Source organism: Nitrospira sp. (assembly GCA_016715825.1).
Lineage (GTDB): Bacteria > Nitrospirota > Nitrospiria > Nitrospirales > Nitrospiraceae > Nitrospira_D.
The window spans coordinates 20,569-35,796 of sequence record JADJXO010000008.1; the positions used below are offsets into that span (position 1 = coordinate 20,569).

Annotated in this window: 11 protein-coding genes; 4 read left to right on the forward strand and 7 right to left on the reverse strand. The window is 55.4% G+C overall.

Features of this window, described 5'->3' with window-relative positions; translation table 11 throughout:
* Positions 1 to 63 precede the first annotated feature (63 nt).
* The 3 genes from IPM58_14640 to IPM58_14650 form a co-directional block, all read right to left on the reverse strand.
* Positions 64 to 6,717 (reverse strand): DUF2974 domain-containing protein, encoded by a 6,654-nt coding sequence (locus tag IPM58_14640; GenBank protein ID MBK9308279.1) that lies wholly within the window; start codon positions 6,715 to 6,717, stop codon positions 64 to 66.
* 2 nt (positions 6,718 to 6,719) lie between these two features.
* The gene (locus IPM58_14645; protein MBK9308280.1) at positions 6,720 to 7,763 is read right to left on the reverse strand and encodes a hypothetical protein; all 1,044 of its coding nucleotides are present in this window, start codon (positions 7,761 to 7,763) and stop codon (positions 6,720 to 6,722) included.
* A gap of 84 nt (positions 7,764 to 7,847) precedes the next feature.
* The gene (locus IPM58_14650) at positions 7,848 to 8,168 is read right to left on the reverse strand and encodes a hypothetical protein (GenBank protein MBK9308281.1); all 321 of its coding nucleotides are present in this window, start codon (positions 8,166 to 8,168) and stop codon (positions 7,848 to 7,850) included.
* 500 nt (positions 8,169 to 8,668) lie between these two features.
* Here IPM58_14650 and IPM58_14655 point away from each other — a divergent pair, with 500 nt between their 5' ends.
* Positions 8,669 to 9,082, forward strand: coding sequence for a hypothetical protein (locus tag IPM58_14655; protein MBK9308282.1), 414 nt, complete (start codon positions 8,669 to 8,671; stop codon positions 9,080 to 9,082).
* A 298-nt stretch (positions 9,083 to 9,380) separates the two neighbouring features.
* Here IPM58_14655 and IPM58_14660 read toward each other — a convergent pair whose 3' ends face one another.
* On the reverse strand, positions 9,381 to 9,839 hold the full coding sequence (locus IPM58_14660) for a hypothetical protein (protein MBK9308283.1): 459 nt from the start codon (positions 9,837 to 9,839) through the stop codon (positions 9,381 to 9,383).
* Positions 9,840 to 10,052: 213 nt separating this feature from the next.
* Between IPM58_14660 and sthA the strand changes: the two genes are divergently transcribed.
* Together sthA and IPM58_14670 are read left to right on the forward strand one after the other, a co-directional pair.
* Entirely contained in the window at positions 10,053 to 11,468 is a 1,416-nt protein-coding gene (sthA, locus tag IPM58_14665) for a Si-specific NAD(P)(+) transhydrogenase (GenBank protein ID MBK9308284.1), read from the forward strand.
* A 253-nt stretch (positions 11,469 to 11,721) separates the two neighbouring features.
* The gene (locus IPM58_14670; protein ID MBK9308285.1) at positions 11,722 to 12,222 is read left to right on the forward strand and encodes a YbaK/EbsC family protein; all 501 of its coding nucleotides are present in this window, start codon (positions 11,722 to 11,724) and stop codon (positions 12,220 to 12,222) included.
* 6 nt (positions 12,223 to 12,228) lie between these two features.
* Here IPM58_14670 and IPM58_14675 read toward each other — a convergent pair whose 3' ends face one another.
* The 3 genes from IPM58_14675 to IPM58_14685 form a co-directional block, all read right to left on the reverse strand.
* Complete coding sequence (locus tag IPM58_14675; GenBank protein ID MBK9308286.1) at positions 12,229 to 12,420, reverse strand: hypothetical protein; 192 nt, start codon at positions 12,418 to 12,420, stop codon at positions 12,229 to 12,231.
* A 106-nt stretch (positions 12,421 to 12,526) separates the two neighbouring features.
* The gene (locus IPM58_14680; GenBank protein MBK9308287.1) at positions 12,527 to 13,276 is read right to left on the reverse strand and encodes a UPF0149 family protein; all 750 of its coding nucleotides are present in this window, start codon (positions 13,274 to 13,276) and stop codon (positions 12,527 to 12,529) included.
* A gap of 91 nt (positions 13,277 to 13,367) precedes the next feature.
* Positions 13,368 to 13,934 (reverse strand): FABP family protein, encoded by a 567-nt coding sequence (locus IPM58_14685; GenBank protein MBK9308288.1) that lies wholly within the window; start codon positions 13,932 to 13,934, stop codon positions 13,368 to 13,370.
* 263 nt (positions 13,935 to 14,197) lie between these two features.
* On the opposite strand from IPM58_14685, the gene IPM58_14690 reads away from it, so the two are divergent.
* Positions 14,198 to 15,217, forward strand: coding sequence for a TIM44-like domain-containing protein (locus IPM58_14690; protein MBK9308289.1), 1,020 nt, complete (start codon positions 14,198 to 14,200; stop codon positions 15,215 to 15,217).
* Positions 15,218 to 15,228: the final 11 nt, after the last annotated feature.

Here is a 15,228-nt window from a genome sequence, read left to right on the forward strand (position 1 = left end):
ACCGTATCGATCCCACCTGTCGCCGCTCTTCAACGAAGATATCGTCATCCCCGTTCGGCCCAATCAGATAGGTGTCATTCCATCGCTGCCAACCAGCACACTGATAGATCCATCAGCGTGCAACACGTTATCAAGGCTGTTCCCGATTCCGCGAAAGGATGCGCTGCCGGTCAGTGTCAAATTTTCAACGTGGGCATCCAGAGTGGCATGGCTACCCGTTTGAACGGTATCCGTTCCTTCGCCGGCCAACTCGACGACGCGATCGCCCTCACTCACAACATAGGTATCATTCCCCAGACCACCAGTGAGCACGTTGATGCTGCTATTCCCGGTCAGAATGTTATCCAACTCATTGCCGGTCCCGTTGATGTGTCCTGAGCCGGTCGAAGGGTCAACTAGAGTAAGGTTCTCGACATTGGCTTCGAGTGCGCGAGTCACACTGCTCAGAACCGTATCGACTCCTTCGTTCGTCAGCTCGGTGATCAGGTCTCCTGGATCCTCGACAAGGTATTGGTCATCGCCCGACCCTCCAATCAGCTGATCAGCCCCGCTTCCGCCATCCAATTCATCATGGCCGGCAAGACCGGCGAGCTGATCGTCTCCGCTCAATCCGAGCAAGCGGTCATCTCCTTCCGTTCCGACCAGCGTATCGTGGTCCACCGTCCCGATGATCGTCGGGCGCAACCGTTCCTGAATCGCCGAGGCATCCCACACCGTCCCATCGGCAAACTGAATCTGCTCGATGTGCAGCGGCGGGGCCAGAAAATACAGGGAGACAGTCAATTGATCTGCGCCGCCGTTGAGGCTCAAGATCAGATCATTGTTCTGCCGAGTCACCACGACATCGGCAGGGGCCACGCCAGGCGCCATGCGGATCACATCCTGGTTGCCCTGAACTTCCACGATCGTATCTCGACCAGATCCAGGACCAAACAGATAGGTGTCGTTCCCCTGCCCACCCAACAGCCGGTCGTCACCGCTCTCTCCATCGAGCTGATCGTCTCCCATTCCGCCCCGCAGCACATCTGCCCCACTACCGGCATTGATTCGGTCAACCGTACCAGTCCCATCGATGTGATCATCTCCTTCCGTACCAGACAGATCAATTCCATGTGCGAGCAGTTGCTCATACGTCAGTGCACTGCCGTCTGCGAAACGGAAGGTCTCGACCGTACGAGCACCGGATGGGTTGGTTCGATCAAACGTGTCAAATTGGATCGCATCCCCGTTCGTGCCGACTCGCAGGAGAAGATCGCTGGCGGTCTGGTTGGATTCATCAGCAACGAGGTCGAGATGGAGATTGGATGCCGTGATGCCGGAACCGAAGACGACTTCATTCCCGCCACCGGCTGACGCAGTATCAGCAATCCAGTCGATCCCGTCTCCGATATTGAAGACATAGGAGTCGTTCCCTTCGCCACCTTCCAATCGATCATTGCCGATCCCGCCACGAAAGCGGTCGGCCAAGTTCGTACCGAACAGCACATCGTCGAACTCAGTCCCATCGATCGCAAACCCACGGGCCACAAGGTCCGCATAGGCGAGGGTACTGCCGTCGGCAAATTGGAATCGCTCGATCGTTTGCGAGCCAAAGACATCGAAGGTCGATCCTGACAGAATGCCCTCTGCACCAGCACCCACTGTGATCACGATCTGTCCAAACTGCGAGGAGAGCAAGATCGAATCGGACGTGATTCCACTCCCAAACGTCACCGTATCGACATCAGCACTAGAACCGGAATCAAACACCGAATCAAATCCATCTCCGAGATTGAAATGATACGTATCGCTGCCCTCGCCACCGTTCAGTTGATCGTCACCGACACCACCGACGAGCGCATCGTCACCCGACTCACCTTCAAGGGAGTCACTCCCATCCTCGCCGACCAGCACATCATTGCCATCACCACCGCGAAGCACATCGTCGCCAGTCCCGCCGGAGAGCTGATCGACTCCCTCGTTTCCGAGAAGCACATCACGCCCATCACCCCCATCAATCACATTGTCGATGACCCCACCGATCAGCAGATCATCGCCGGCAAGCCCTCGAATCCGGCGATAGATCGCTTGGCCATCCAAAGTGTCGAACCCGGCTGTCCCTACTAGTTCCAATCCATCCGCCAGCAGGTGGGAGGAGGTGAGGATCGTTCCGTCCGCAAACACGAACTGATCAACTGCGAGCGACGCCAACTGGTTGCCGGGATCGAACCATTGAATCTCTACCGCATCACCAGGCCCTCCGGTACGCAGGACCAAGTAGTTCACAACGGTGCCAGGATCTCCCCCTGCTTCTTCTTCTCCATCTCCTCCGGAAACGGTCGTTTGCCGAAACCCTAAGGTGAGATTTGCACTCGAAATGCCCGTTCCAAAGATCAATCGATTCCCTTCACCCGCTGTATCCTGAATCTGGTCGATACCCCCGCCGGCCGGGAAGGTATAGGTATCCAGCCCAGCCCCACCAATCAGAAGGTCGTCTCCTCTCCCACCTGAGAGCACATCATGCCCGCTCCCACCGTCGAGACGATCCGCGCCATCCTCGCCGAGTAACCGATCGGCCCCGTCCAAGCCAAGGATCATATCGTTCCCGGCTCCGCCAAAAATTCTTTCCCCACCCGCAGTTCCCCACAGCGTATCGGCACCAAATCCTCCGGAAATTCCCAATCCATTGACGACCAGTTGGGCATAGGTCAGAACGGTCCCATCCGAGAACTCAAAGGTGTCAATCGGGTGTGATCCATCAAGGTTGGCTGTGCCGTAATTCAGAATTTCAACGGCATCGCTGCTGTTACCGGTTCGAATCACGAGCGAATCATTCGGAGACACCGCCACAATGAGCGAACCGGCGCTGATGCCGGCTCCAAAGATGAGCCGATTGCCTTCACCGGAAAAATCGCGGATCACATCGAAGCCATCTCCAGGGTTGAAGAGATATGTATCACCACCGCCGCCGCCGCCAAGATAGTCGTTCCCTAACCCACCCGTTAAAATATCGGCCCAGCCGAATACGCTAACGAGATCTGTATCGTCCCCAACAAGAGCATCATCTCCCGCACCCCCATCCAACAAGTCGTTGCCCAACCCACCCCACAGAGTATCGTGACCCTCATTCCCAAAAAGATCATCATCATCCGCTTGACCAAAAATCGTATCGTCACCGGCGTCACCGGCTAAGAGATCGTTGCCACTGTCTCCCTGAAGTTCATCGTCGCCCTCTTCTCCAAAAATCGTATCATCACCCACATTACCCAAGAGCAGATCGTTGCCCGCGCCCCCGGTTAGAAGATCTTCACCGTCATCACCCTGAAGAACATCAACCCCATCTCCGCCATCCAGCTCATCGTCTCCTTCACCACCACTGAGCTGATCGTCACCATCTCCACCATCCAAGACGTCGTTGCCTTGTTCACCGAACAGTCTGTCGTTATCTGCGCCTCCATTGAGGACATCGGAGTCATCCCCACCCGCCAAAAGATCCTGCCCATCTCCACCGATGAGTACATCCTCGCCCCAGACCCCCGCCAACACGTCGTTGCCCGCTCCACCATCGAGATAATCCGAGAAGCCCGCTTCATTGACGTAATCGCCCTGCAGAAAGTCATCCCCCTCTCCTCCGAAGAGTGCGTCTTCACCTTCATCTCCAAACAACTCGTCATTCCCCGCGCCACCTTCAAGCCAGTCATTCCCGACGTTTGTTCCCGTCTGCAAATTGAATTCTTCGTCTCCATACAGGCGATCGTTCCCGGCCCCGCCAAGAAGAATGTCATCCCCGCCATCGCCGAGGAGAGTGTCATCACCGTCCCCACCATCAAGATAATCCGCACCACCGTCGCCGACCACGAACGCATTAGCGGTGGTCGGCGACAACACCATGCTGCCGGGCATACGAGTGAAAATCAGATCGGGGTCATCGTTAAACTTATTATCCCCGCGCAGAAGATCATTCCCTGGCCCGCCGACAAGCTGGTCATCGCCACGGCCACCAAAGAGGAAATCATTGCCATCTCCACCGTCGAGATAATCTCTTCCCACGGGACGGGTGACATAAATCACATGATCATCGCCAAAGAGCATGTCGTTTCCAACACCGCCATAGAGCGTGTCGTCACCGGCCTGCCCCTCGAGTCGATCGTCGCCCAAGCCGCCATCGAGGTAGTCATTGCCTGGCACGGAGTTCACCAGAGATGGATCGGTGGAATCCCCCAATAACCGGTCTCCGGTATCGCCTCCGTAGAGAATATCCTGCCCACCTCCACCGCTGAGAAAATCAAACCCTTCCTCCCCGAACAGACGATCCTTGCCCTCTCCACCCAAAAGCGCGTCATTCCCGATCCCGCCATAGATCTGATGGTTAAACAGCGCCACACCCTGGGAGAAATCTAGGATGTCAAACCCACCATTGCCAAACGCCACATGATTGGCCCCGGCATTGAAACTCGGCTCATTACTGTCGTTGTCGCCAACCCACGTGACCGACTGCTGGCCATTGAAGTAATCGATCAGCGGCAAGTCGCCGTTTGGAATGGTGCCCACGTCGGCGAGCGCAATGGCCCCCTCGACATCGAGCTCATGCGTGGCGACTTCCGCCGCGGTGATCAATTGCGCAGAAAGAGACAAACTGCTCGCACTGCTCACCGGCTCTTTGGCCCAGAGATGCACGGTAAGCTGTCGCGTTCCCTCAGGAACCACCACCACAAATCCACCATTCTGCAACGTGAGTTCACCATCAGTGGTCCGAAGCGCAAACGCGTTGGCCTCTGGGCCATTCAATGTCAGTTCGAGGTGCTGGCCGCCCGTTTGTGCCGCGAAAGGCAAGTAGATGGTGAGCGTCTGGGATTGTCCCTCTGTCATGGTCAGCGGCACCGGCGGCGCGGTACTGGGATTAAAGCCCGTGGTGTCAAACGGGTTGGGCCCCATACCCTCCTGGATCACGACCGTTTGGCCGGCGCGCTGAAAGACCTCTCGTGCGTCTTCGAATGCGGTTCTCGTGGAAGAGGACAACCGAGGGTCATTCAACTCAGCAGCCCACGCTTGATCGATCAATTGCATATCAGCGAAATCACTGATCGCTTGGCCAAGATTGAAGGCCACATTGGAAATTTTCTGAACGAAGTCAGGCAACGCATTGGCGAAACCAGCGGCTGTCTCATGCGTGAAGGTATTCAACTGGGCAACAAGCTGTTCCTTGTCCTGCGGTGCAATGTCTTGAAACGCATCGATTCGATGACTGATTGCGGCCGCAAGCTGCGTGGTCATTTCAGCTAATTGCACCGGGGGTTGTCCTGCCGCGTTAGCTTGTGACCGTATAAACTCCAGCGTGTTGGCCAACCAATCAGTACCTCCACTCAACATCTGTGCCGCCAGCACTTCTGGATCAAGTCCTGGGGAAAGACTGGCGGTGAGCTCTGCCAAATGTGGAGCAGCTCCCAACTTGGCCATCAAAATTTCAAATTGAAGGTCAAGGTTTGAAACATTCCCTGGTGGAGGTAGGATCGTAATATCAGGACGCGATCCAGCACCGACATACTCACCGATAGCTTGGAAGATAGTGGACATCCCGCTCGCTGCCCCATGTACCGCGTCTGTGAAGACGGCACCCAGAGTGCTCAGAATGGAAAGGGCCCCGGTCACGGGGCGGGTGGGGGTGAAGATGGCACCCCAGTTGACTCCGGTGAATCGCTGGAACCAACTATCGCTCAGATCGCCGGAATCATGGAGGCTTGTCAGCAGCGCCTGGGTCACCGCATTAACACTACTAGGCGAACCGATGGTCAACCCCGCCGTGACTGCCGCGACAAGCCTAAATCGAGATTCAACCAATCCAAGATTCTGATTGTTGAGGAGGTTACCAAGCAAGGCAGCGTACTCTTGCACCGAATCCACATTGAGATACCCAATCGGGCTTGTACCCGGTGATACTTGAAACTCCAGCAGCGCGCCGGGCCGCAGATTGTCATAAAACCCGGTTTCAATCCGATGTGCATCGATCAGCCCATAGGCGTACTGGTGACCCAGATCGTTGGTTCTATCGGACCTGAAATCGAGCAAGAAGGTATCGCCACCCACATGGCCGCCACCGAAGCGGGAAACCATGTCATTGGTGACATAGAAGTGGCCGGAGAGACCGAGACCTTGCAGAACAGTCGGATCATAGCCACCATGATCCGTCAGCCCCTTCAATCCTCCGAGCCCATTAAATGTGGTTAAGCTCACATTCTGCTTGTTAAAGTCAGCGAGGAACTCAGGATCCAGCGGATTCGTAGTCGTCAGTTTCTTTTGAACCCATTCATAGGCCGCATACTGTGCCAAGGCGCCGCCGAGGCTTTGGCCGGTGAAATGGATTTTGGTTTCTGAATCAGTCATCAATCGTAGATCAGCAAATACTTGTTCCCGTCCCGCGACCCACTGATTCCACCCCAATGCTGTGTTGCCAGTCCAATCGACAGGGTCTGAACCATCGGTTCCACCAAAGGCCACAATTACTTCGTTTGTTGTTGTGTTCTTGTAGGTTACAAATTTAAATCCAACGGCATCATTACGGCGCTCGAATTGTTTCTCGAAGCCTTGAGCAATGGTATAGGCCGGAAGAATGTTGTAGGTGGGGGTATCTTGAAGTGGAGCAAGGAATTGCGGCGCCGAAAGTGATGCGGTGAAATACGAAGCATCGCTTGCGATTAGCGCTAGCTTGGCTAACTCATTGAGTTGCTGTGTTACAAACATGATTATGTTCCTTTGCACACGTCTATGATGTTTAGAGTGATACGTAGCTCTCGATTTTTGGCATCAAAAGGATCACGTACAAATGCCACCTTGCAGCCATCCGGAGATGCTGTAAAGCTGGCTATCATACCCCCGCTGATTTTCTGCAGTTGATTTTGATGAACCCAATAGGCACCCGCGTCACCGGGATCTAGCGACTTATGAACGTTTATGGCGTTAGTAATAACAAAAAGTCCTTTTTGTGTTGGCGTGGCGTTTGTCCAGCCTCCAAAATGTCCTAAGACTTCATGCCTAGTTACACTTCCATCGGGCTTCATAAACCAGTAGGTTTGGGGCTGAACAACTTCTCTTTTGGCAATATTGTTCCACCCATACATGAAATAAGAATCTAGAAAGGTTATGTAATGGATGTGCGATGGATCCACTTCTGACTTTAGAATTGGTAGTGGGATTGCGTAGCTCGTGCCAGGTCGATGCCAGAGAACCGCTAAATCCTTGCCAGATTGAAGGTCGCGTGGACGTCGGACATCTAGGTATCCATGCTCAGGCAATAACTCAACATAGTCACCTCGCAGCCCTCGTGAGTGATAAGCCTTGCACGTGATCGGGTGGTGCTTTACCCCTTCCTCCCACTCCGGTGGCTCACCCTCCCAGGTTTCCTTCGAGTAATGAACATCGAGGTACGTCCGTTCCTCCCCCATCGGTCCTTTCTTCGATGGACCCTCGCTGATGGAGTAACCAATGTAGCCGCGGAAATAACAACCGAGGCTGGCATTCTTCACATACACTGTTCGCTGATTCTCGCGAGTATCCCAGATGTAGATGTTCTGCTCCCGTGCATACTGACCTCGTTTGTCTATATTCTCGAGGTTGATCTCATATCCCGTGAACATCACGCGATCATTATCGAGCCAGTAGAGACGGTGCTGGCTACTTGTCTGGAACCCTGAATCCTTGAGAACGAAAGGTGGTTTATCTGCCGAAGTCGCCAACTGCGGACTCACAATCACCATAGCGAATATCACAATCAACCACAGTCGCTGCATGCTCCAACCTCTCAACTTTTCTTGCCTGTTGCCCAAGGTTTGCCCATTGCGCCCTATACAATCCGCCAGTGCCTCTACTCCCATTCAGCCTTTCGCCTTTGCCTTCTGCGCCGCACCGAGCCCACCCAATACTTGCTGAATCTGCTGGTGCAATCGCACCAGGGCGTTCACGTCCATGGCCACACGGGTGACAAGGTGACCCTCCAACCCCTTCGGCGCGGCCTGACCGTCCTTGGCCGTCTTTGCAATCGTGGCCAGCAGCGCCGGTTCGATGAAGCCGAAGTCGAGATACGCGATCCCCTGGGCCACACCAACGTTCGTATAATTCGTCGCACGTGGATGGGCTGACGTCTCGCTGGGTTTCAAGCGGACGTTGAGTGCAATGGTGGTGTTCGGTTCGCTCATCGGTTCACACTCCTTTGTCGTGGGTAAACAGCCGAGTAGATGACAACAGCGTGGGATACTCCCAATGCATTTGTATTCCTAATGAGATGGGTGCGTGAGTCTAAAAGGCGGTCGATACGCTGTCAAGAACCCGTGCTCCCCATAGGCCACCAGCGCCGGCCGGATGGACTTTGCCTGAAACTACCTACAGGTTGTAACTGGGCAAAAGAGGGGGAATAAGGACCGGTGGACCGGTATCGAAGCGCCCTTCAGATCCTACGAGCCAAACCGAATACCTACCCCTCGATGGCGTAAATAGGAGACGCCCATCGCCCTAGATAAAACCGGCGGTGCGCCGATAACCTCAATCAGATCGAGATGTTCAGATATCAAGTTCAGCGCCCTTGGAATAGGCCTGGATGGGAAAGGGGGTTGTAATTTCTCTCTCAGGCGTTACAATAGTGCCGATTCGTCAACGCCAATCTGATCATTCACCATCATCATTATAGAGAGGTAGACCCGTGACATCACGAACACTCTTGCAGCTCATCATGACAGCAAGTCTCTGCGGCACAGTCGGTACCGTGTGGGCGTACGACGCCAGCCCGGGCGCAAGTAGTACGGATCCTTGCAACCAGGTGATCTTCTCCGCCTTCACGCCTCCTGCGTTCTCCGTTGACAAGAACAATGTGGAAGTCGCACCGAAATCGGAGTTTTCGTTTCTTGTATCCAAGACCGCCCCTCCGTCAAGCATCACGGTGAAGATCAAGGATGAAAAAGTCCCCGTCACGGTGAAACCTATCCACAACGGGAACCTGGTCAAAGGCAAGCTGCCGGAGAGCGCGGTGGGGCGCTATATTCGCCTCGACGTGTTCGCCAAAGGCCCCGGTGGCTGCGACAAAGCGGATGGCTGGCTGCTGAAAGTGGGAAAATGACCGTGTCAGGAGACGACGTAGGCAGCAATCTCCCTGCCTACGTCGTGGTCTGCCTCCGCGCCTAGACGATCCTCAGCGCGTTTCTCTCACCGACTTGATCGCCTCTCGAAACTCCCCAATCACAACCATTGCCTGAGCCAGGCGACGTTCGGCCAATCGGCATGCCCCATCGCGCATCCCATGTTTTCAGACCGAGCGCAACCGAACATAATTGCACGATTACTCCTCGGCTCTTCATCCGCCGTGCTAGGAGAGCAGCCGTAGGCTTATTACGTGAGGCAATCGGAATGGATGTTGATTAGAATGGAAACCGGATACCGACCTGCACTTCATTCGGGACCATTTGTCCGGCCAAGCTTCTGAGTCCGACATCGGTGGAATTGGAGGACGATAATGGACTAGACAGCGCCGGACTGATCAAGCGATCAAACTCGGTGGCATAGCCTCCCCTGAACCCCGCGCCGAAATAGGGTACCAGCGTCGTTCCTCCCACCGAAATTTGTTTCGACACATTTGGAAGGGTCCGGATGAGCACCTTACCATTTCCCGGTATCGAGCCCGACGGCAGCCACTGCTTATCCATCTCCGTGACGATGGCAGTCGGCGGCATCGTTCCGGAATCCGAGGATCCGAGCATGGGAAGACGGTCACCGGCCGCACCCGCATAGGGAAGCGGCTCGCCCAAACTGATGCCGACCATAAGACCGATCCCCAGAAGGCATCGACAATGTCTAGAAATGGCACACAGCTGAGCCATAGAGACACACCTTACAACCTGTCCGACACCTATGCAAGAGGTCGGCACCGCCTCACAATGTGTTTCCCGTTTGCCTTGGCATGATTGGAGAGCGGATTTCGCCGATCAGCCTCGCTGAGGTTAGCTTCACACATCCGCTATTTTCTTGGCGAGCGGGGGGCTCCACGTTATCGTACGTGCAGCAGACCACAGAAGAACTACCGGAGATACTTCATGCGATCATATGACATGGTCGTCATCGGCAGTGGCCCGGCCGGTCAGAAAGCAGCGGTTCAAGCAGCAAAGTTATCGAAACGGGTGGTCCTGATCGAAAAGGCCCACCAATTGGGCGGTACCTCGTTGAACACCGGCACCCTACCCAGCAAAACCCTCAAAGACACTATTGAATACCTTCACGGATTAGGGCGTCGAGGCTTGCCCCAACTGGGGGCAGAGCTCACGCGGCGGTTGACTCTCCCTGATCTGATGGCACGAAAAGACCAGGTCATCGAAACTGAGGTCGGTGTCGTGGGGCACCAATTACAGCGCAACAAGATCGAGATTCTCCAGGGCACCGCGAGCTTTCTCGATTCGCATACATTGAACGTGACGCGATCGGATGGAACCGCCGATCAGGTCCGCGCCTCGATCATCGTCCTCGCCACAGGGTCGCGACCACGTCGCCCCTCGGAGATCCCATTCGACGATGTGATGATCTGCGATTCGGACTCTTTTTTACGCACCAGGAAGCATCCCACCAGCATCATCGTTATTGGTGGTGGTGTCATTGGAACTGAATATGCGTCGATGCTGGCCGCATTCGGCATCACGGTTACGCTCATTGACCGCCGGAACCAGATGTTGCGGTTTCTTGATCAGGAAATCGCAGCAGCACTGGCCACGCAGATGGAGGAGAATGGCGTGGCAATACGGCTGGGGCAGGAGCATCTGAATGTGGTGATCGGTGACTCGAACCGCCCGGCCGTTCAACTCCACAATGGTGAAACTGTGACGGCCGACATGGTGCTCTACACGATGGGGCGGATCGGCAACACCGAAGCGTTGAATCTCCCGGCCATCGGGTTGGACACAGACCAGCAGGGACAACTCCCCGTCAACGCTCACTACCAAACCGCGCTCCCACACATCTATGCGGCAGGCGATGTTATTGGGTTCCCGGCACTCGCCGCAACTGCGATGGAACAGGGCCGTCTCGCCACCTGTCATGCCTTTCAGATCCCCGATGCGCATGACATCAAGGTGATCCCGTACGGCATCTACAGCATTCCGGAGGTCTCGATGGTCGGAAAGACCGAAGAGGACCTCACCGCCGCAGATATCCCTCACGCCACTGGGAGGGCTTTCTTTCGAGAAATGGCACGCGGTCACATCAGCGGAGAGCTCCACGGTCTCTTAAAGGTGATCTTTCACCGCAACACACATACGCTCCTGGGAGTTCATATCATCGGCCAAGGAGCAACCGAACTGATCCATATCGGCCAATCGGTGCTGACGTATGGAGGAACGGTGGAATATTTCGTCCACAACGTCTTCAATTATCCCACGATGGCCGAGTGCTATCGCACCGCGGCTCTCGATGGGCTCAATCGACTGCAGCAGACGAAGTGCCAACCAGCTGCCGCCGCTTGAGACTGCCCAGCACCACCTGCTCTCTCCTCCAGTGATCTTTCCAAGCAGAGGAGTGTTGGATCGGTGAGAACACGTTTGCTTTTGTTTCCAAAGAAGATATAATCGCGCTGTGCTTCAGGTCGTCATGATCTACGAGGAGTCGTGGTCATGAGCCTCTACTCAACTCTTCGTCTCTCCTCGCTGCCCTATAGACAGTCTTGCTCGTCCACCAGCAGAGCTCTGCCTGGAGATCTGCGTCTACTGGAGGTACGCCATGCCGATTCCTCAAATTCTCAGAATTCGTCTCGATCGCGAACATGTTCATTACGAGGTGCTCCCGCACTCTCGAACATGTGGCGCTCTTCAGGTCGCGCGAACCCTTCACGTGCCTGAACAGCAAATGGCCAAGGCCGTGATCGTGAAGGTGAAACAGCACTTTGTCACCACCGTCCTGCCGGCAAGATGGACCGTCGACCTTCATGGCCTCCGAAAGATGTTTGGGACTCATCGCGTACGGCTGGCGACCGAGCAGGAGATGACGGAGCTGTTCCCCGACTGTGAGGTGGGTGCGATGCCGCCTTTCGGGATGCTCTATGGACTTCCGGTCTATGTGGATCGGTCGCTCGCGCAGGACGGAGAGATTGTCTTTGAAGGCGGTACGCACTCGGAGGCGATCAGCATGCGATACTGGGATTTCGCGGCGCTCATGTTCCCCACGGTGGTGGACCTGCATCATCCGCCATGCGATGGATTGACCGAGAGCGCCAGGAACTAGGCCGCATCACTCACCCAGCCAGTTCCACAGGTAGGGGATGAGTAGATAGGCTGCGGCAGAGGCCAGTACCCCCACGACCGCACCGAAGAGCCCGGCCACGTAGAGTCCTGCAAACGGGGCCGCGAACACGACGAGAATCATGAACAAGGCCAGGGAACGATGGCGTTCGTAGAACGTCCGCCGACCTTCGGCCGACAAAGAGGGAGACGACCCCGAAGGATTTGACATAAGCCGAGTATAAACGAAACACGCTACCGTGTCTGCCCGAACGCTCCAGGCATCACACCTCCTGGAACAGTGCGGATCAGTGGAACACAGGGCCGGAGCCTGTCCCACCACAGCATTTCTTAAACTTCTTCCCGCTCCCGCAAGGACAAGGATCGTTGCGCCCGATTTTCGTGTGGTTCGAGGGCGCCAGATCGAGATCGCCCGCTTCGAGCCGCGCTTGATAGATGGCACGCCCTAGATGGGCATACTCGCGCATCGCCTCGGGGAAGATTTCAATCACCGTTTGGGCAAACTGCTCTAGACTCCCCTTCCCCTTTGTTTCCTGATGGTAGGCCTTGGCAAGTTTCAGCGACGTAAAGAAACTAAGCGTCATCAGCAACGCCCCGAAGTCCTCATCGAATTCATCAGGCGTGTACTCGTTCCATACCTCCGCTAGATAGTCATACCCCATCCCAAATCCTTGTGCCCACTGACTCAGGGGCGCATCGTCACTCAGGTTATCCAGCGGCCATGGTCTGATCTCGCACCCTGGTGGAAGCGACACACTTCCCCCTGTTCGTTCACAGATGCACTCGTTGTAGAGTGCCATCATGGCCTGAAGTACCTGCTCCGCTTCGTCCTTGGTCTCGTACTGAGCCTCCTGGTCGTTGAAGACGAGTGGAATCCATTCCGAGGGTGGAATCAACTCCGGCCCATTCCCCAGGCTGAACAAGAACCCAGCCAATTGAGGATAGGTCAACGTGTCTTTAGGACGTTTCGGTGACGACAAGAAATGCGTCAAGAGCGTTGCCTGTGAGCCTGTAAATAATGGAACCGTATCCCTCATGCTCGACCACCATTGTAAGGAATGCACGGTCTGTCCATATATAGCCCCCTTAGCGGGGTCCCCGGCTTGATTAGATGAAGACCTCGCGCGATTATCCCGCCACTCTCATCAGCGTATTCTCATCCGTATGATGAAACAGATCCGACCGGCCCGGCATCTGAAGGTGTGTGTCCTCTCGGTAGTGAAATCGTTTCTTGTCGAGAATCGTCACCGTCAATTCGTAGCGCACCGTCTTAAATTCCTTCACGAGGAAGCGATTCGAGCAAATTCCATAGGTCTCAGACCCTGTCTCCGCTAAGAGGGAAAAGGTCGTGGCATCCGGCTCAGCCGTGCCCCCGGCAATCAGTGCTACCCCGCGCGGTACGATAAAGCAGCGCAGCACCTGTCGCTCGCCTGCATCCCATAGCCAATAACCGACCTCTTCATGAAAGGGCTCAGCTTCCCCGATTCGTCGCACCACCGTCGCATAACGCAAGCCATACAACACCTGTTCATGATTACGCACCTGTCCGATCGGTTCAAACGTGATCCGCTCGCGAAACTTGTTCTCTTCCGTTCCCCGATCATCCGACGGAGCCACATCCGTTCCCTTGTCGCCTTCCCACACACCAGCCAGCGTAGCCAGCGGGCCAAGCTGTGCCACCAAATCTGAATCCATGAAGCCTCCTCACACAGATGAGAACAATTGATACGATGCACACGACCTGTTCGTGAATAACCAGGCTGATCACATCGCACGTGATTGTAGGAGATTCCTATCGTGCGGTGCAAACCAAACCGACAGAAATTCGAAACGGTGAAAACCGGTTTCACGCCTTTGTCTTCCCGGAATAGGTGACGAATCTCAGGTTTTCTCGATCAAAAACTGCTACTATGCACCTGTACGTATCAGGGCGTTATCTTGTTGTGAAAGGAACACTCATGGTGAAACGTTCACACCTCATTTCAGTCTGTCTCATCGCCTCGCTGATCGGAGCACCGACGCTATCATTTGCCAAAGCTCGTGGAGGGGGTGGCGGATTTTCCCGCGGCTCACAAAGCGGAGGTTATGGAAGCATGGGCAGCCGTGGTTCCCGCACCTATCAAAACAACGGCGCCAAGCCCATCGAACAATCCACCACTGCCAAACCATCGACAGCGCCACCGCCGACAGCGGCCAACCGTCCGATGGGCCAACCTGCTCCAGCCACGTCGCCGTCATGGTGGCAACGCAACCCCTTGCTCGCGGGAATCGCCGGTGGTCTGGCCGGGACATGGATCGGCCATATGCTCTTCGGTGCGACAGAGAGCACGGCGAAGACGACCGACACAGAGTCGGGCTCGGGAACAGCATCTCCTTCGGAAAACTCCTTTGGACTCATCCTCCTCCTCATGGCCATCGGAGCCGGCGCACTGTATTTCTTCAGAAGATCCAAGCAGACACCAGCACCGGTCTTCACAGGACTGTCGCGCGGCACCACCGCAAGAGGGAGCCTCCTGGACGTTTCAGCCAATCAGACAACGGATGAGCAAGACACGAAGGCCTACACCGTGACGACGGAAGATAAAGCCACCTTCCAACAGCTGCTGACCGACATTCAATCCGCCTGGAGTGCACAGGATGTCGCGGCTTTGCGACGATGTGTGACACCAGAAATACTAAGTTATTTCAGTACCGCCTTGGCCGAGAACCATAGCCGAGGCGTAGAGAATCATGTGGAAGCGGTGGAGTTGCTCAAGGGAGACGTGCGTGAAGCCTGGTCCGAGGGCGAGATGGACTATGCAACCGTGGACCTCCGCTGGAACGCTTGTGATTACACCATCTCCACGACCATCCCACGTGGACAAGCGGACTCTCTCATTGAAGGCAGTGACGAAACACCGTCAGAATCCTGTGAAGTTTGGACCTTCATGCGCGTGCGAGACGGACAGTGGCTGCTCTCGGCCATTCAACAACAATAATCCTCAGGGAA

Excerpts from the sequence above, each read along its gene's own strand:
- IPM58_14685 (MBK9308288.1), bottom strand. The coding sequence starts at position 13,934 with ATGGATTCAGATTTGGTGGCACAGCTTGGCCCGCTGGCTACGCTGGCT.
- IPM58_14650 (MBK9308281.1), bottom strand. The coding sequence starts at position 8,168 with ATGAGCGAACCGAACACCACCATTGCACTCAACGTCCGCTTGAAACCC.
- IPM58_14670 (MBK9308285.1), top strand. The coding sequence starts at position 11,722 with ATGCCGATTCCTCAAATTCTCAGAATTCGTCTCGATCGCGAACATGTT.
- IPM58_14690 (MBK9308289.1), top strand. The coding sequence starts at position 14,198 with ATGGTGAAACGTTCACACCTCATTTCAGTCTGTCTCATCGCCTCGCTG.
- IPM58_14660 (MBK9308283.1), bottom strand. The coding sequence starts at position 9,839 with ATGGCTCAGCTGTGTGCCATTTCTAGACATTGTCGATGCCTTCTGGGG.
- IPM58_14640 (MBK9308279.1), bottom strand. The coding sequence starts at position 6,717 with ATGTTTGTAACACAGCAACTCAATGAGTTAGCCAAGCTAGCGCTAATC.
- IPM58_14645 (MBK9308280.1), bottom strand. The coding sequence starts at position 7,763 with ATGCAGCGACTGTGGTTGATTGTGATATTCGCTATGGTGATTGTGAGT.
- IPM58_14680 (MBK9308287.1), bottom strand. The coding sequence starts at position 13,276 with ATGAGGGATACGGTTCCATTATTTACAGGCTCACAGGCAACGCTCTTG.
- sthA (MBK9308284.1), top strand. The coding sequence starts at position 10,053 with ATGCGATCATATGACATGGTCGTCATCGGCAGTGGCCCGGCCGGTCAG.